Source organism: uncultured Oceanisphaera sp., assembly GCF_947495715.1.
In the GTDB taxonomy this organism is placed as follows: domain Bacteria; phylum Pseudomonadota; class Gammaproteobacteria; order Enterobacterales; family Aeromonadaceae; genus Oceanimonas; species Oceanimonas sediminis.
In genome coordinates, this window is record NZ_CANLZU010000019.1 from 19,849 (window position 1) to 36,858 (window position 17,010).

A 17,010-nucleotide genomic window follows, 5' to 3' on the forward strand; every position below is an offset into this window, starting at 1 on the left:
TGGGCCTTTGCAACGCTCCGGCGCTTGCTTTTGAACAGGGCTTGCGCTTGACTCGGTCTTGGTAACCAGGATGCAAGGCCGAGCGGGGTGTCCCGGTTAACCGTTTACTCCGGGCTCAGGCCAGACCGTTGGTACTGCCAACGGGTTTATGAGAAGGGGAGCTATATGAGCACATTACCCAACGAGGGACAGGCCGAGGTGGCGCTGGTCAAGCGACATCTGAAACTTGATCACCTCAATCAGCTGCAGATAGAGCTGCTGGCCGAGGTGTTTGCCGCCGAGCCCGGCGTGGCCAAGGTGGTGGTGCGCAAGCACTGGCTGGATATCGACTACGATGCTGCCGTGCTGACCCTGGATCGGGTGATCGCCATACTGGAAGCCCATGGTGGCGAGTTGTCTGCCGACTGGTGGACGGCGTTCAAGGCCCACTGGTATCGCCGGCGGGAGGAAAAACTGCGCGCGCGCCTGGCTCGTGAAGAGGACGATTCCATCGAGTGACCGTCTCGTGCCCATGCTGCCGGCCAGGATCGCCGGCCATTCAGGAAAGATCCTCATGGATCCCTTCCAGCCTGCGCTGCAGGACTATTCTGCAAGACCACATTTTCGCAAAAAAGACCCTAACTACGAGCTAAATCAATGATTTGCAAAGATGCCTCGGATATACTGCCGGGGTGGCGAATAATTGAGCCTTTTCATCGACTCGAACCCGGCCTTATCAGGAAGACAAGTGGCAATGAAGGAAATATTCATCAACTCTCGACGATGGTTTGCCGTGCTGGCGGCCATGCTGACTCTGCTGGGCGGCAATGGTCTCGCCCGGGCGCAAGCGTCGCTCCCCCAGGTGCTGCGGATCTCGACTGAAAATACCGCCGAACATGTTCAGACCCAGGCGATCGCCCGTTTCGCCCGGCAGCTCGAACGTGCCAGTGACGGGCGGCTCGAGGTTCGTTTTCATCATAGTGCCCGGCTGTTTCGCGACCGCGACGCGATTGCGGCGCTGACCGGCGGCAAGGTCGAAATGGTGGTGCCGGGCATGTGGCAACTGGATCGCTATGTGCCCGATGTGGGCCTTTACATGCTGCCGTTGTTCTACGGCCGCGCGGCCGAGCAGCACTACGCGGTGCGCGATGGCGAGATTGGGCGCATGGTGAGCCGGCGAATCGAGTCGGATCTGGGCGTCAGGGTGCTCGGACGCTGGCTGGATCTGGGCCATGCGCATCTTTATTTTACCGACGCGCATGTGAGCCGCCACGCCGATCTGGCCGGTCTGCGGGTTCGCATTCCCGGCGGCGCCGCCAACCGGGGCCGGCTGGAGGCATTCAAGGCTGACCCGGTGTTGATCGCCTGGCCCGATCTGCCCAATGCACTGGAGCGCGGGCAGGTGCAGGGTATGCTTACCACCCACGAAACCGTGCGCAGCGCGGCCCTCTGGAGCAAAGGCATTCGCTTCGGCTTCGAGGATATGGAATATTTCGCCCAGTATGTGCCGATGATCAATGCCCGGTTTTGGAATGGGTTGTCCGAGGAGTTGCGCCAACTGGTGCGGGACACCTGGGATCAGGTGGTCGATGCGCAACGCGAGGCAGCGGCCAGGGCACAGCGCGAGGCACGCAAGGTGCTGCAGGATAATGGGGTCGAGATCGTCAAGCCGGATGAAAAGGTGCTGGCGCAATGGCGCCATATTGCCGGCAAGCAACAGCCGGCGCTGGTGCATGAAATAGGGATCGACCCGTTGCTGGTCGAACGAGCTCAACAGGTGGTTGACCAGCGATGAGGTCCCAGCCGTTTCATTTGTCGGTACAGAGCAGTCAGCAGGATAACCGACTGGCGCGATCCATTTTTCCGGGCGCGGTGGCGCTGTTGCTGGTGATGACGGTCATGCTCGCCTGGGGCTTGTATCAGGATTACCGCTACTCGTTGCAAAGTGCCGGTGAGCGTCTGCAGACGCAACTGCGGGCCTTCGGCAGCGCGGTGGATATCGCCTTCGTCTCGGCCGACCATGTGCTGCACGATACTCGTCATACGCTGAAGGGCCGTTCGCAACCCCTCGACGCGCAGACCGATCTGCGGCGCTTGTTATTGGGCTCGCTGCTGGAAACGTCGGCGCTGGACAGCCTGACGCTTTATCATCCCGATGGCCGGGTTGCCGCCAGCGCCGGCCAGACGCTCGGGTTGCGGCATCAGGCTCCGGGCTGGGTCATCGACGGCCTGAAGGCCGGCAGCCAGTCGTTTACGGGAATCGAAAACGGGCGTCTGGGGGTGGCCGAGCTGGTGAGGGGCCCCGAGGGCCAGCTGATCGGTGTCTTGCTGGCCATGGTAGACCCGGAACGCATCGACTCCGAGCTGGAAAGTGGCGATGGCTACGGCGGGCAACACCTGATGTTGCTCGATAACCGCAACCGCCCCCTGATGGTGACCGGCTCCAGCTTTGAACAGCACAAGCTGCAGGTGCTGCGGCAACTGGATCAACAGTTTGAGCTCGATCTGTTCAGTGCCTACGGTACGCGTCTTGTTTTTGGCGAGCAGTATCTGTTTGCGATTCGCCAGCTGGGCCAGCAACCCATCAGAGCCTTTGCGGCGATTGAGCGGGAACGGGTGCTGGCCGGCTGGACGTTTCGTGCCTTATTTGCCGGTGCGGGCCTGGGCATAGTGCTGCTGTTGTCGCTGGCGTTTCTGCAGCACTGGCGGAACAGTCGGGCCCGCGAGCGCCAGGCCGCCAACGATCTGGTCCGGCTGTATCAGGCTATCGAGCAGGTGCCGTCGCCGATCATGATTACCGATCTCGACCGTCGCATCATTTATGTGAACCGCGTCTTTCTGATGCGCAGCGGTTACAGCAGCGAAGAGGTGCTGGGTCAGAAACCGAACATGCTGTCGTCTGGCCAGACGCCGGCGGCCACCTATCAGGCCCTGCAGCGCGAGCTGAAGCTCGAACAGACGTGGCAGGGCGAGTTCATCAACCGCATGCGTGATGGCAGCGAACGGGTCGAGCAGGCGATGGTTACGCCGGTGCGCGATGTGGACGGCCGAGTGGTCAGCTACTTTGCGATCAGTCACGACGTGACCGAGCAGCGCGAATTCGAAGCGCGCCTGTATCGGTATCGTGAAATCGTTAACGCCGCCGACGAGCTGATGGCACTGGTGGATACCCATTATTGCTATCAGCAGGTCAATCGCCGTTACCTCGATTACCACCACCGGGAGCGGGACGAGATAGAGGGGCATGCCTGGTGGGAGCTGTATGGCGACGAGCTGTTCAATAGCCGGATGAAGGGCAACCTGGATACGGCGCTGAAGGGAACGCCGTTTGTTACCGAAGGCTGGATTGAGTTCAAGGGGGCGGGACGGCGTTTCTGCCGCATGACCGGTCATCCCATTACCGGAGACGATGGTCACATTGAGAGTGTCGCCATCAATATTGCCGATCTGACCGAACGCAAACAGTCGGAAGAGGCGCTGCGCAGCAGTGAAGCGCGTTTTCGGGCGCTGTCCGAGTTCTCCCCCATGGGGATTTTCGAGTCGGATGCGAGCGGCCGGAACATTTATTCCAACCGGTATTTCTGCGACATGCTTGGCGCCTCTGCCGATAAGCTGCGCGGATTTGGCTGGACCGACATGCTGCACCCGGAAGATCTTGAATCGGTGCTAAGCAGCTGGCAGGAAACCATGGCCCGCCAGCACCCGGATTGGTACTGCGAAGGGCGCGTGCTTAACGATGATAACCAGGTGCGCTGGTTTCGTTGCGTGGCGCGGCGCTATGATGATCCGGATGCCAGCGAGGCGCGCTATATCGGGATCGTGGTGGATATCACCGGGCAGGTTGAGCACCAGGCCGTGCTGGAGCGCAAGAACCGTGAACTTGAGCGGCTATCCACCACCGATGTGCTGACCGGCCTGGCCAACCGTGGCCGTCTTGAAGCGCTGATGATCCAGGAAATTCACCGCTACGAGCGTTACGGTACCGGCTTTGCGATTGTGATGCTGGATGTGGATCACTTCAAGCAGGTCAACGACAGCTGTGGTCATCAGGTGGGCGACCAGGTGTTGCGCCAGCTTGCCGATCTGATGCGCTTGAACACCCGGCTCAGCGATTGTCCGGGCCGCTGGGGTGGCGAGGAGTTTCTGATCATCTGCCCTAATACCGGGCTGGAGGGAGCGCGTCAGCTGGCCGAGAGCCTGCGTCGGTACATCGAACAGGCCCACTTTCCGGTGATTGGCCACCGTACCTGCAGCTTCGGGGTGGCGGCCATTCAGCCCGGTGATCAGTCCAAGGAGATGCTCAAGCGTGCCGACGATGCGATGTACCGCGCCAAAAGCGGCGGCCGCAACCGGGTTGAGGTCGGGCTGGCCGAGAATGTCACTGTCGAACAAGAGTCGGCCTGATCGCGCGGCGGCGGTCGCTTACTCCAGCGCCCGGCGCAGTACGCCCTGGCCGTGCGTTAGCCTGGCTTCGGCTTCGGCCTTGTCGAGGCCGGAGAGCAGCATCAGTATGGCCAGTTTCACCTGCTGATCTGCTCGTTGCAGCGCCTCGGCGGCGGCATGCTCGTCCACGCCGGTGGCCTGCATCACGATGCGCTGGGCCCGGGCCTGCAGCTTCAGGTTGCTGGCATTCAGATCCACCATCAAATTCTGATACACCTTGCCCAGGCGGATCATGCTGGCGGTGGTCAGCATATTGAGCACCAGCTTCTGGGCGGTACCGGATTTGAGCCGGGTCGAGCCGGTGATCACCTCGGGACCGACTTCGGGCTCGATTTGGATGTCGGCCGCCTGGCCGATGAGAGAATCACCATTGCAGGCCAGCGCCACCGTTGCCGCACCCTGCTGGCGGGCATAATGCAGCCCGCCCAGTACATAGGGGGTGCGGCCGCTGGCGGCGATACCCACCACCACATCATTGGCGTTCAGTTCGAGCCGCTGCAGGTCCTGGGCGCCCAGCTGTTCGTTGTCTTCTGCTCCTTCCTGCGCGCGAAACATGGCCTGTGGGCCACCGGCAATCAGCCCCACTACCATGTCGTCGGGCACGCTGAAGGTGGGTGGGCACTCGGAGGCATCCAGCACGCCCAGCCGGCCGCTGGTGCCGGCCCCCATATAAACCAGTCGGCCACCCCGGTGAAAGGCCGCCACTATGGTATCGACGGCGGCGGCGATGGCGGGCAGAACGCGTTCAACCGCTTCCGGTACCTGTTTATCCTGAGTGTTGATGGTGGTCAGAATTTCCAGGGTCGACTGCCGGTCGATGTGCAGGGTGTCGGGATTGCGGCCTTCGGAGGCGAGTCGGGCCAGATCCTTGAGCAGATCTTTGGTATCCATGGCGGTGCTCCATATGGGAAACATAGGGTCGATATATTGTGTAAAGAGTATTCGGCCGTTTGAGCCGTGCTACCGTTTGGGTCGACTGAAGTCGACCCTACAAGAGACGATGTTGATTTTTAACTTACAGCTTAAAGCTGACGGCTTACAGCCACCCGAAGGGGTTATCCCGGCAGATGAACGGCGCCCAGAATGGCGGGGCGGCGGGCACCGGTGACCTCCGGCAGATTGCCCGGCAGGTTGTGCATCGCCTGGTGGGCCAGCCAGGCAAAGGCCATGGCTTCCATGGCGTCCATATCCACGCCGGCGCTGTTGCAGGTATCGACCCGCCAGTTTGGCAGCAGGGCGGCCAGCCGTTGCATCAGAAGCGGGTTATGGCCGCCGCCGCCGCACACCAGCAGTTCGCCCGCCGACCATTTATCGACCTCGTTGGCGATGGCGGTGGCGGTAAATTCGGCCAGGGTCGCCTGCACGTCGGCCGGCGCCATGCCGTCCGGCAGGCGGGCATTCAGCCAGGCTTCGCTGAACAGCTCGCGGCCGGTGCTCTTTGGGGCGGGCAGGGCCAGCCAGGGTTCGGCCAGCAGCCGGTTCAGCAGCGCGGTATCCACCCGTCCCTGCATGGCGAAGGCGGCGTTGTTATCATACGGCTGGCCGAGGTGGCGGCGAGCCCAGAGATCCATCAGCATGTTGCCGGGGCCGACATCAAAGCCCAGCACCGGCTGGTCCGGTGCCAGCACCGTGATGTTGGCGATGCCGCCGATGTTGACCAGAATACGGACGTGATCCACGCCACCCAGTACCCGCTGATGAAAGGCGGGCACCAGGGGGGCGCCCTGGCCACCCAGCGCCATGTCTTTGCGGCGAAAGTCGTTGATGGCGATGATACCGGTGCCGGCCGCCAGCCGGTTGCCGTCACCCAGTTGCAGCGAAAACGGCAGGGGCCCGGCGGGTTGATGCCAGACCGTCTGACCGTGGCAGCCGATGGCTCGGATGTGTTCGGCGCTGTGGCCCGACTCATGCAGCAATTGCAGGGTGACGGCGGCATAGGCCTGGCCGAGCTCGGCGTCCAGTTCGCCCCATTGTCGGGCCGTGACGGCGCCGCCCCCGGCCAGGGCCAGCAACCGCCGGCGCAGGCCGGGCTCGAAGGGGCTGCCGGTGCGGGCCAGCAGGGTGACCTGTTCGCCGTCGGTGGCGACCAGCACCGCGTCGATGCCGTCCAGGCTGGTGCCGGACATGATGCCGATGTATTTTTCCATGCTCACCAGTCGCTCGGCAGGGTTTGCACCGGGCTGACCGGAACGCTGATCACTTCATTTTCGAAGGGCTGAGGCTCGGGTTCGGCCTCGACCTCCGGCACAGCAGTGGGTTGGGGTACCGGCATCTCGGGAGTGCCGCCACAGGCACTCAGCAACAGTGCCAGAGCAAGCCACCAGGGTTTGTACATCGCGTATTTCTCCGTGCAAAGTGACAATCTATAAAAGTGACTGTGTATCATGTGCGGTCAAACAAGGTTGCCATAGCCGGGCGGCGGCGGCCAGCATGACGTCACAAAATAAATAACGAGGAAATACCATGGCCTACTGGCTGTTCAAGACCGAGCCCGATACCTTTTCCATCGACGATTTGGCCCGTGCCAATACCGTCTGGGAAGGGGTGCGCAATTATCAGGCTCGCAACTTTCTGCGTGATCGGGTGCAGGTGGGGGATCGGGTCTTCATTTATCATTCCAGCTGCAAACGGGTAGGCATCGCCGGCATCGGCAAGGTGGAGCGCGCCGGTTTTCCCGACCCGTTCGCCTTCGACCCGACCAGCTCCTACTTCGATGATAAATCCAATCCGGAACAACCCCGCTGGTATGCGGTGGAGCTGAGCTATGAGCGCCATTTGCCCTTGTTGCCGCTGGCCGCGCTCAAGGCCAATCCGGCGTTAAGCGGGCTGCCATTGGTGCAAAAGGGCAGCCGGCTGTCGGTAATGCCGGTGAGCGAGGACGAGTGGCAGGCCGTATTGGCTATGGAGTAATACCAATTATATTAAACACTCGATCTGTTTGACTGTCATGCCAATCCCGGACAAAGGGCCCGCTCCACCGACTCGCTCAAGCACCTCCTTGTGACGCTCAGCACATGACGTCCCTGTCATGTGATGGTCGGTGGAGCAGATCCCTTTGCCCTCCTTGATGCTCCGGCGTTGCCTGTTGGCGCCGTCTGCAGGCAACTCGGAGTTCCAGAAGAGGTAACAGAGAACGGCTCCCACGACCGTGAAATGCCAGGGACGGCATTTCCGAGCCCCCACGGATGGGTTTATGGCGTGTCGAGGGAGGCGGCTGTGTTGCCTCTGGTCTGGAGGCCTCAATATGACCAGATCATTACTGGGATTGGTATAAGTGGCTATGGAATAAGTGGCGATGCTATGAGTGGCGCGTGGCCTCAGGGGTATTGCTCGAAGAACGACAGCGCGGCTTCCAGTGCCTGCTGGCGCTGACGATCCCGTTCGATAAACAGCTCGTGGGATGCCTTCTTGATGACCTTGGGGGCCCCACCCTCGCAATGGGCGAGGGCCTGGCAAAAGCGATTCTGGGCGCGGTTGTCCACCACTACATCGTTACCGGCCTGCAACACCAACAGGGGAGTGGCAATGCGGCTGGCCCGGGCTATGGTGCGGTCGCCGGCCTTGAGTGCCTGTTGCAGCCAGTTCAGGCTGGCGCCGCCCAGCTGTAATTCGGGCTGCTGCCGGTACAGATCGCGAAACAGCCGATAACGCAGTTCGCTGTGGGTCAGCTCATTGTCTTCGAAGGGCACCTCTACATAACCGCCGCCCTGGCCGGGCGCATAGCAGGCCTCGCGACCCAGCCAGCGACAGCCGGTATCGAGCGTGGCAATCAGGCCGTCGGCCAGCCAGCGCGGCAGAGGCCCGAGATAAATACCCATCATGGGTGACGATAGCGTCGCCGCCTGCAGCCGGACCCGGGTTTCGCTCAGCCACAGCGCCGAGATGGTGCCGCCCATGGAGTGGGACAGCAGGTAGAGGCTGTTCACCGGCTCCATCAGCACCACCTGCTGCACGAACTGCTCCAGATCCTGTACGTAATCGTCAAAGTCTGCCACGTACCCCATCAACGGATCCTTGAGCTGTCGGGGGGCCAGGCCCTGACCGCGATGATCGTAGAGGTAGACGTTATAACCGTTGTTGAACAGATCCCGCGCCAGCTCCTGATACTTGAGATAGCTTTCGGTGCGGCCGTTGACCAGTATGATGGCCTTTTGGTGCTCGGGACGGCTCAGGCTGGCGTAGGGTAATTCCAGGCCGTCGGTCGTGGCGAACTGCCCCTGTTTCGCCTGTTGTTGCCAGAAGGCATCCAGCCCGGACTGACCGAGCTCGCCGAGTTCGGCTTCGGTGGTCAGGCGGGGGAGGGCAATGGCGGCGGCGGTATTCATAAGCAGGCAAATCCCGATCAGGAACAGGCGAGCGAGCATAGAAGGCTCCGAGCGGTTCGCTATTAAACAAGATGACTGGCAGTGTAGCGTGAAAGAGGGAGGGATTACACAATGCCAGGCGTGAGGCGTGAGGCGTGAGGCGTGAGGCGTGAGGGGTGAGGGGCTTTGACGCATCCCCTCACTGTTCACCGGATTTACTTGCGCAGGCGATAGACCTTGAGCACGTTGGGGGTAACCCGGATCTTGCGCATGATGTTGGCCAGATGAATGCGGCTTTTGGTGGTGATCAACAGCTCGACCACGTAGACCCGGCCGTCCTTTTCTTCGGTGGCGATGCTGTGAATGTTGGCGCCGGTGGCGGCAATCACATTGGCCAGCTCGGCCAGGGCACCCTGATGGTTGATGATTTCGATGCCGATTTCGGTTTTGAACTCGAAATCGAAGTCCTGCTCCATGTCCCACTGCACCGGCAGATACTTGTCCGGTTCCTTGCTGTAGCCACGGATGTTCTTGCATGACTCCAGGTGCACCACCAGGCCGCGGCCGGGGCTGATATGGGCAACGATGGGGTCGCCGGGAATGGGACGACAACAGTTGGCAAAATTGAGCAGCATGTCGTCGGCGCCACGAATCGGCATCTTCTTCATGGATTTGGTACGTTCTGCCGGTACTTCGTCCGGTTGGCTCAATAGCCGGCGCGCCACCACCACGCTCATGGCGTTGCCCAGGCCGATATCCGCCAGCAGACTCTTGATCGAACCGTGTCTGGTGTCTTTCAGTACCTGCTCGATGCGCTCGGCCGGAATGTCTTCCAGGTTCTTGGCACCCAGGGCGTGGTTGAGCAGCCGTTTGCCCAATAGCTCCGACTCTTCGGTACGCAGGTTCTTGAGAAACTGACGAATTTTGGTGCGGGCGCGCGCAGTGACCACGAAGTTGAGCCAGGCCGCATTGGGGCGGGCGCTGGGGGCGGTGATGATTTCGATGGTCTGGCCCGAGTGCAGCGGCTGGCTGAGCGGAAACGGCTGGCGGTCAACCCGGGAGCCAACGCAGGCATGGCCGATGTCGGTGTGCACCGCGTAGGCGAAGTCGACCGGGGTGGCACCCGAAGGCAGCTCCAGAATGCGCCCTTCCGGGGTGAACACATAGATTTCATCCGGAAACAGGTCGGTTTTGACCCCTTCGATAAATTCAAACGAAGAGCCGGCGCTCTGCTGCAGTTCGAGCAGGCTTTGCATCCAGCGCTGGGCGCGCACCTGGGCGGTGGTATCGGAGCGTTCGCTGTCCTGCTTGTAGGCCCAGTGCGCGGCCACCCCTTTATCGGCCATCTGATCCATGTATTCGGTACGGATCTGTACTTCCACCGGCACGCCATGCGGCCCCACCAGCGAGGTATGCAGCGACTGATAACCGTTGGTTTTGGGAATGGCGATGTAGTCCTTGAAGCGGCCCGGGCGCGGCTTGTACAGGGTGTGCATCTGGCCCAGCACCCGATAGCAGGTATCGATGTCTTTCACGATAACTCGAAAGGCATAGATATCCATGACTTCGTGGAACTGCAGCTCTTTCTTCACCATCTTGTGGTAGATGGAGAACAGGTTCTTTTCCCGGCCCTTGACCTGGGTGTCGATGCGGGCATCTTCCAGTCGGCCGCTGACTTCTTCCAGAATCGACTGAATGATCTCGCGCCGGTTGCCGCGGGCCCGGCGTACCGATTCGCGCAGCACCCGGGTACGCATGGGGTAGAGCGCTTCGAGCCCCAGCTCTTCCAGTTCGTTCTTGATGCTGTGAATGCCCAGCCGATTGGCTATGGGGGCATAAATTTCCAGGGTTTCCCGGGCGATACGGCGGCGTTTGTCCGGACGCAGGGCGCCCAGGGTACGCATGTTATGGGTGCGGTCGGCGAGCTTGATCAGGATGACCCGAATATCCTGGGTCATGGCCAGCACCATTTTGCGGAAGTTTTCGGTCTGGGCTTCCTTGCGATCCCGAAACTTGAGCTTGTCGAGTTTGGACACGCCTTCAACGAGATCGGCCACCGCCGGGCCGAACTGTTGTTCGAGCATGGTTTTGGTGACCGGGGTATCTTCGATGACATCGTGCAGCAAGGCGGCCATCAGGGTTTCGTGATCGAGGTGCATCTCTCCCAGAATGCGTGCCACCGCGACCGGGTGGGTAATATAGGGTTCGCCGCTGGATCGGGCCTGCCCCTGATGGGCGTCCCGAGCCACCACGTAGGCAACCTTGAGTTGCTCTACCTGCTCGGCCGGCAGATAACTGGTGGCAAGCTCTTTGAGAGATTCAAATAGATACAAGTGATACCCCGACGGTCGATGCCGTTAATACGCAATTCAGAGGTCAGGCCCGCTCCGGGCGGAACGGGCCGGCCGGCACAAGCCGGAGGACACACCGGGTTTAGATGCGGCCTTCGGCGATGGCGGCAACGGCAGCCAGCTCGGCCGCTTCCATTTCCTGCTGTTCCTGGCGATCCTGTACATCCATCACCGCATGGTTAACCAGGCCTTGTTCGATTTCGCGCAGGGCAACCACGGTCGGCTTGTCGTTTTCTACCGCGACCAGCGGATCCTTGCCCTGGGTGGCCAGTTGGCGGGCGCGACGGGAAGCAACCAGAACCAGATCAAAACGGTTGCCTACCTGCTCAACAGCATCTTCAACAGTAACGCGTGCCATAATGGACTCCAATGATTAAAAAAGGTGCAAAATTCTAATGGATCTTAGCTTATTCCGCCAGTAGTCCGGAAAGCAAGTCCTGGAAACGTATCGCCTGCTTGCCGGTATTGGCACGCTCGGCTTCGATAATGGAACTGAGCTGGTTCAACGCATGCTCGAAGGTGTCGTTGACCAGCAGATAGTCGTATTCGTTGTAGTGGGACATTTCCGATACCGCCTTGTCCATGCGGCCCTTGATGACCGCGGCACTGTCCTGCTGGCGAGCATTCAGCCGGCGTTCCAGCTCTTCCCGGCTCGGCGGCAGAATAAAGATGGATTTGGCGCTGGGCGATTGGGCGCGGATCTGGCGAGCGCCCTGCCAGTCGATATCCAGCAGAATATCGATACCTTTTGCCAGCTGGGCATCGATCCACTCGCGCGAGGTGCCATAGTAGTTGCCGAACACTTCGGCCCACTCGTAAAAGGCACCACGGTCTATCAGCGTTTTGAACTGAGATTGATCCACAAAGTGATAGTGAACCCCGTCAACTTCACCCGGGCGCATGGCTCTGGTGGTATGAGAAACGGAAACCTGCAGCTTGCCGTCGGCGCTGGGGCGTTCCAACAGCGCCTTGATCAGGCTGGATTTGCCTGCGCCGCTGGGGGAAGAAATAATAAATAAGGTACCGATGTGCGCCATAATGTCGTGCCCGTTCTGGGGTTATCTGCCAGCGCCGAGCATGGGGCTGGAACCAAGGGCGGCAAAGCTTACCAGAAGACGGCGGATAAAAAAATGGCCGTTGTAAATACAACGACCAGTCAAAGGTAACTATAGCTTGCTGCGGAAGTGCCCTCCACGCAAATTGCATTATGATCAGCAGGCCGCTTCGGCTCTATCAGTTTTTACCTGATCAAAACTTCGTAAAAACCGAGTAATTATTCGGGCAGGTCGAGCTGTGCTGCTGAATGAAGACGACCAACAGGCCGGTCAGAATGAATCGATACGCACTTTTAATGATACGAGAGGAAGACAGGATGATCACTCTGACCCATCTGCTGAGCGAACAGCCGAAAGTGGAACGGCTGGCGATTCAGTCACACGACATGTGCATGTATCTGGTTGAACTGACGCAGGCCGGTAATACCGACTTGTTGGCCGGCGATAATGGCCGGCCCCTGGTGTTTCGCAGCATCGAGCATATCAAGCAGCAACTGGCGGGCCTGGAGGTCGCCAGTGCCGTACTGGTGCAGCACTCCCCCTACCATGAAATGATTGGCCTGGCAGATGATCCTGTGCCGCCGATGGAGATTGCCATCGTCTGGCCTTGCTGAGCGAGAGCGTGCACCTGCCTGCATGACCTGCCGGCAGGATGAGAGGCCCGCTGTTTCAGCTTTCCGGCGGATTTTTCCGAACCACATCGACCTTGTGCTGCTCCTTGGTCCACTTGCCCTGAGGCTTGTCGATGTACTGAAAATGCTCGTTGGTAAAGCTGCCCTGATTGCAGGTGGTGCGATAGAAGGTGGTGGGCACCTTCTGGTAATCCAGCACCTGATTGAACACGCCCGGGCCTGTCATGTCGTAAACCCCGCTGATCCGGTTCTCCCGAATATTCTGCATTACCTGCTCGATCAACCGGGCCAGGTTGGGATTATTTGGCTTGCTGGCGATGAAGTAGTTGGTCAGCTCGTTGTTCTGACGAATGATATACAGCTCGTCGTGTTCGGGCTTGATGATATGACCCAGCGGCCAGACCGCGTGGGCGTCGATATCCAGATACACGCCGCCATGCTTTTGCAGCACCAGCAACCGCCAGAAGTCGGCTTGAGCGGCCCCGATCTGCAGCCGGGAATAGGCCTCGAAAATCTCCGGTGAATAGTTGGCCTTGATGAACTCGGCCCGGGCTTCGGTGATCATGAAGCGGTATTCGAAGGTCGGCGATATGATGCGGTTGAACAGATAGTTGAGATACACCGGCAGCGTGGCCTTGTTGGTGTAATTGGTCTGCCAGATAATGCGGGGAATAGGCCTGTCTTTGCCTTTTATCAGGGCACCTGAGCGTTCCGGCAGGGTAAAGCGCGTGTTGGGCAGCAAGGCGTGAAAGCCGTAGCTCAGCACCTTGGTGATGTTGGCAAAGAGTTTGATCAACCGGCTGGTTACTAGTATGTGCGCCTTCACTGGAACCCCTGTTATAAGTCTATGAGTTAAAATCAGGTTTATTCGAGCATGTCGAGCCTGGGAGCCGACCTTCGGTGGTCCGCAGCGCCGGTATCCTTCCCCAGCTAAAAGTAGCTTACCGGGCCCAGCCGCTGCCGATGGCACGCCAGGGCAGTTCGAGTTCCAGCCCGGGCACCTGCTCGGCCACCCAGGCAGGAAAGGTGTTACTGTTGGGACCGGGAAATATTCGGTATTGCTCCCGCCAGGGATAGTTGGCCGCGGCCTGTTTAATCTGGACTATCAGTTCGTCTACCCCCTCGCCGCGCTTGTCCAGCAAGACCTCTGGTCTGGCTCCGAACCAGAAGCGATCCGGATAATCCTTGGCTACCCGCAGCACCGGCAGGCCACTACGCTCACGCCAGCCGATCACCTCAAACACAGTGTACTGGTCAGCTAGGCTGGGTTTGACCGCAATCCAGGTATGAATGGCAAACCAGCCCCGCCAGCCCCAGGCGTCGGCACCATAGACCTGGATCACCGCCTCCGGTGTGTGATCGGGATCCGGGGCTATGCCCGCCGGTTCGCGACTGGCCTGGCGCCAATCGCTATCACTACAGGCCATCAGCCACAGGGGCAGTAATAACAACAGCAGACGGGAGTGAGGCATGGTCTTTCTCCGGCAGGATTGAGCCTTGATATGGATGTTTTTACACCATAATAGCCGCGATATATTGAGCAAGCATTTCAGTCTGCCAGGGAGATGCCGAACGGGCGGCGGTATCTGATGCGAAAGGGTTATGCGGTATTCATCAGGCTTGGTCTGAACCTGAGTAAGAGAAGGGAATGAAAAGGCCCCTGAGCAGGGGCCTGAAATTTACTCTATGTTCTGGATCTGCTCGCGCATCTGTTCAATCAACACCTTCAGCTCGACGGCGGAGTTGGTGATGTCGGTGCTGATGGACTTGGAGCCCAGGGTGTTGGACTCGCGGTTGAACTCCTGCATCATGAAGTCCAGCCGGCGGCCACAGGCGCCGCCTTTCTTGAGGATCTTGCGGGTCTCGCCGATGTGGGTGACCAGGCGGTCCAGCTCTTCGGCCACGTCGACCTTCTGGGCCAGCAGCACCATTTCCTGCTCCAGGCGCTGGGGCTCCAGTTCGACTTTGGCTTCTTCGAAGCGGTCCTGCAGGCGCTGGCGCTGCCAGGCCATGATGGCGGGCATCTCGGTCTTGACCTTGGTGACTTCCTGCTCGATACCGGCGAGGCGCTGCTCGATCAGCTCTTTCAGCTTGTCGCCTTCGCTGGCGCGGGCGGCGAGGAAGTCGTCGATCACCTTGTCGAGGCTTGCCATCAGTTGGTTGCTAAGGGCATCCATATCCTGGGCCTGGGCTTCCATCACGCCCGGCCAGCGCAGAATATCGACCGGGTTCAGGCTGCCCTGGCCGGCTGTTTCCATTACCCAGGTGGCGCCTTCGATCAACTGTTCGGCCAGCGGCTTGTTCATTTGCAGCTGACCCTGGTTGGCCAGGTTGCTCTCGAAACGCAGGCCGCATTCCACCTTGCCCCGTTGCAGGCGGGCGCGCAGTTTTTCGCGCACCAGCGGCTCCAGGCTGCGGAACTGTTCGGGCAGCCGGGTATAGGTTTCCAGATAACGCTGGTTGACCGAACGGATTTCCCATACGGCGGTGCCCCAGTCCTGTTTGAATTCCTGCCGGGCGTAGGCGGTCATGCTGTGGATCATGTGATTCCCATTGTGTGTTGCCGGTTAATCGGCCAAGTCTGACACAGGCCGCAGTTTCCGCCAATGGCCGGCCGCATGCAATGGCCGGCCAGTTTCTTTATAATGGCGGCGTTTCGCCCGCCGGGCGGCGCGATTTTATTCCTACTGGAGAATGCCATGTCTACACGAGCCTGCGGACGCGCGGTCGATGAAATGCGACCCGTTACCATCACTTCCAATTATACCCGTCATGCCGAAGGCTCGGTGCTGGTGGAATTCGGTCATACCAAGGTGCTGTGTACCGCCTCGGTAGAAAAGGGTGTGCCGCGTTTTCTGCGTGGCAAGGGGCAGGGCTGGGTGACGGCGGAATACGGCATGCTGCCGCGTTCTACCCACAGCCGCATGCACCGTGAGGCGGCCAAGGGCAAGCAGGGCGGTCGCACCATGGAAATTCAGCGCCTTATCGGCCGCTCGTTGCGCGCCGCCATGGATCTGAACAAGCTGGGTGAATACACCATTACCGTGGATTGCGACGTGATCCAGGCCGACGGTGGCACCCGCACCGCCGCCATTACCGGCGCCTGTGTGGCCATGGCGCATGCGCTGACCTGGATGCAGCAACAGGGCATGATCACCAGCAACCCGCTCAAGACCCTGGTGGCCGCCATTTCCGTGGGCATGGTGGATGGTCAGGCGGTATCGGATCTGGAATACACCGAAGACGCCGCCGCCGAAACCGACATGAACGTGGTCATGACCGCCGAAGGCAACATGATCGAAGTGCAGGGCACGGCCGAGGGCGAACCCTTCAGCCATGAACAGCTGCTGGCCATGCTGGCCCTGGCCCGCAAGTCCATTGACGAGCTGGTGGAGCACCAGCGCCGGGCGATTTGAATCCTGGCACAAAACAGATATCAGGTCCGAACGCAGACACGCCGTAAATACATCCATGTAGGCTCAACGACGCCGTCCCTGGCGTCGATGGTCTGCTTACTCGGATCCTGACATCTGTTCCCGGCAGCCTTCTGCAGCTTTACAATCAGCCCTGTTACCAAGCTTAAAATGTGGAGTGGAACAAGAAATGAAAGCCTACCAGCGTGATTTTATCGAATTTGCCATGGCCAAAGAGGTGCTTAAATTTGGCGAATTCACCCTGAAGTCCGGGCGCAAGAGCCCTTATTTCTTCAATGCCGGCCTGTTCAACAGCGGCCGCGATCTGGCTCGTCTGGGGCGTTTCTATGCCGCCGCCCTGGTGGACGCGAATACCCAGTACGACGTGCTGTTCGGCCCGGCCTACAAGGGCATTCCCATCGCCAGTGCCACCGCGGTGCAGTTGGCCGAAGTACACGATCAGGATGTGCCCTACTGCTTCAACCGCAAGGAAGCCAAGGATCACGGCGAAGGCGGCAATCTGGTGGGCAGCCCGCTGGCCGGCCGTATCATGCTGGTGGATGACGTGATCACCGCCGGTACCGCCATTCGCGAGTCGATGGATATCATCCAGGCCAACGGTGCCGAACTGGCCGGGGTGCTGATTGCCCTGGATCGCCAGGAAAAAGGCAAGGGCGAGCTGTCGGCCATTCAGGAAGTGGAGCGGGACTATAACGCCGAGGTGACCGCCATCATTACTCTGGCCGATCTGATTGAATACCTCGCCGAGCAGCCGGGCATGAGCGAGCATCTGGATCGGGTGCGGGCCTATCGGGAGCAGTACGGAATCTAAT

At 60.0% G+C, this 17,010-nt stretch carries 17 protein-coding genes; 7 read left to right on the forward strand and 10 right to left on the reverse strand.

Annotation, left to right across the window (positions count from 1 at the left end; genetic code table 11):
• Nucleotides 1-165 precede the first annotated feature (165 nt).
• The 3 genes from Q0753_RS12685 (at nt 166) to Q0753_RS12695 (ending at nt 4,383) form a co-directional block, all read left to right on the forward strand.
• Nucleotides 166-498, forward strand: a complete 333-nt coding sequence (locus Q0753_RS12685; RefSeq protein ID WP_298721541.1) for a hypothetical protein — start codon at nt 166-168, stop codon at nt 496-498.
• 235 nt (nt 499-733) lie between these two features.
• Nucleotides 734-1,774 (forward strand): TRAP transporter substrate-binding protein DctP, encoded by a 1,041-nt coding sequence (gene dctP, locus Q0753_RS12690; protein ID WP_298721545.1) that lies wholly within the window; start codon nt 734-736, stop codon nt 1,772-1,774.
• Nucleotides 1,771-4,383 carry a GGDEF domain-containing protein gene (locus Q0753_RS12695; protein ID WP_298721547.1) on the forward strand — a complete coding sequence of 871 codons (2,613 nt, stop codon included), beginning with the start codon at nt 1,771-1,773 and terminating at the stop codon, nt 4,381-4,383. Before dctP ends, Q0753_RS12695 begins: the two co-directional genes overlap by 4 nt.
• A gap of 18 nt (nt 4,384-4,401) precedes the next feature.
• Here the strand turns inward: Q0753_RS12695 and murQ are convergent, their stop codons facing one another.
• The 3 genes from murQ to Q0753_RS12710 form a co-directional block, all read right to left on the reverse strand.
• The gene (murQ, locus tag Q0753_RS12700; RefSeq protein ID WP_298721550.1) at nt 4,402-5,313 is read right to left on the reverse strand and encodes an N-acetylmuramic acid 6-phosphate etherase; all 912 of its coding nucleotides are present in this window, start codon (nt 5,311-5,313) and stop codon (nt 4,402-4,404) included.
• 164 nt (nt 5,314-5,477) lie between these two features.
• Nucleotides 5,478-6,569, reverse strand: coding sequence for an anhydro-N-acetylmuramic acid kinase (locus Q0753_RS12705; RefSeq protein ID WP_298721553.1), 1,092 nt, complete (start codon nt 6,567-6,569; stop codon nt 5,478-5,480).
• A gap of 2 nt (nt 6,570-6,571) precedes the next feature.
• The gene (locus Q0753_RS12710; RefSeq protein ID WP_298721556.1) at nt 6,572-6,757 is read right to left on the reverse strand and encodes a hypothetical protein; all 186 of its coding nucleotides are present in this window, start codon (nt 6,755-6,757) and stop codon (nt 6,572-6,574) included.
• 128 nt (nt 6,758-6,885) lie between these two features.
• Between Q0753_RS12710 and Q0753_RS12715 the strand changes: the two genes are divergently transcribed.
• Entirely contained in the window at nt 6,886-7,332 is a 447-nt protein-coding gene (locus Q0753_RS12715) for an EVE domain-containing protein (RefSeq protein WP_298721559.1), read from the forward strand.
• A gap of 407 nt (nt 7,333-7,739) precedes the next feature.
• On the opposite strand, the gene Q0753_RS12720 is transcribed toward Q0753_RS12715, so the two are convergent.
• The 4 genes from Q0753_RS12720 to gmk form a co-directional block, all read right to left on the reverse strand.
• Nucleotides 7,740-8,747: an alpha/beta fold hydrolase gene (locus Q0753_RS12720; protein WP_298721562.1), complete on the reverse strand. Its 1,008-nt coding sequence runs from the start codon at nt 8,745-8,747 to the stop codon at nt 7,740-7,742.
• A gap of 194 nt (nt 8,748-8,941) precedes the next feature.
• On the reverse strand, nt 8,942-11,059 hold the full coding sequence (gene spoT / locus Q0753_RS12725; protein ID WP_298721565.1) for a bifunctional GTP diphosphokinase/guanosine-3',5'-bis pyrophosphate 3'-pyrophosphohydrolase: 2,118 nt from the start codon (nt 11,057-11,059) through the stop codon (nt 8,942-8,944).
• Between the two features lie 100 nt (nt 11,060-11,159).
• The gene (rpoZ, locus tag Q0753_RS12730) at nt 11,160-11,435 is read right to left on the reverse strand and encodes a DNA-directed RNA polymerase subunit omega (protein ID WP_298721568.1); all 276 of its coding nucleotides are present in this window, start codon (nt 11,433-11,435) and stop codon (nt 11,160-11,162) included.
• A 49-nt stretch (nt 11,436-11,484) separates the two neighbouring features.
• Nucleotides 11,485-12,114 (reverse strand): guanylate kinase, encoded by a 630-nt coding sequence (gene gmk / locus Q0753_RS12735; protein ID WP_298721571.1) that lies wholly within the window; start codon nt 12,112-12,114, stop codon nt 11,485-11,487.
• Between the two features lie 335 nt (nt 12,115-12,449).
• Here gmk and Q0753_RS12740 point away from each other — a divergent pair, with 335 nt between their 5' ends.
• Nucleotides 12,450-12,746, forward strand: a complete 297-nt coding sequence (locus tag Q0753_RS12740) for a DUF6482 family protein (protein WP_298721574.1) — start codon at nt 12,450-12,452, stop codon at nt 12,744-12,746.
• A 55-nt stretch (nt 12,747-12,801) separates the two neighbouring features.
• Here Q0753_RS12740 and Q0753_RS12745 read toward each other — a convergent pair whose 3' ends face one another.
• The 3 genes from Q0753_RS12745 to Q0753_RS12755 form a co-directional block, all read right to left on the reverse strand.
• The gene (locus Q0753_RS12745) at nt 12,802-13,590 is read right to left on the reverse strand and encodes a glycosyltransferase family 32 protein (protein WP_298721577.1); all 789 of its coding nucleotides are present in this window, start codon (nt 13,588-13,590) and stop codon (nt 12,802-12,804) included.
• A 115-nt stretch (nt 13,591-13,705) separates the two neighbouring features.
• Nucleotides 13,706-14,236, reverse strand: a complete 531-nt coding sequence (locus Q0753_RS12750) for a DUF3750 domain-containing protein (RefSeq protein ID WP_298721579.1) — start codon at nt 14,234-14,236, stop codon at nt 13,706-13,708.
• A gap of 207 nt (nt 14,237-14,443) precedes the next feature.
• Nucleotides 14,444-15,307: a YicC/YloC family endoribonuclease gene (locus Q0753_RS12755; protein WP_298721582.1), complete on the reverse strand. Its 864-nt coding sequence runs from the start codon at nt 15,305-15,307 to the stop codon at nt 14,444-14,446.
• A 156-nt stretch (nt 15,308-15,463) separates the two neighbouring features.
• On the opposite strand from Q0753_RS12755, the gene rph reads away from it, so the two are divergent.
• A complete protein-coding gene (gene rph, locus Q0753_RS12760) occupies nt 15,464-16,180 on the forward strand; it encodes a ribonuclease PH (RefSeq protein ID WP_298721585.1) in 717 nt (238 codons plus the stop codon).
• A 187-nt stretch (nt 16,181-16,367) separates the two neighbouring features.
• Nucleotides 16,368-17,009, forward strand: coding sequence for an orotate phosphoribosyltransferase (pyrE, locus tag Q0753_RS12765; RefSeq protein WP_298721588.1), 642 nt, complete (start codon nt 16,368-16,370; stop codon nt 17,007-17,009).
• Nucleotide 17,010: the final 1 nt, after the last annotated feature.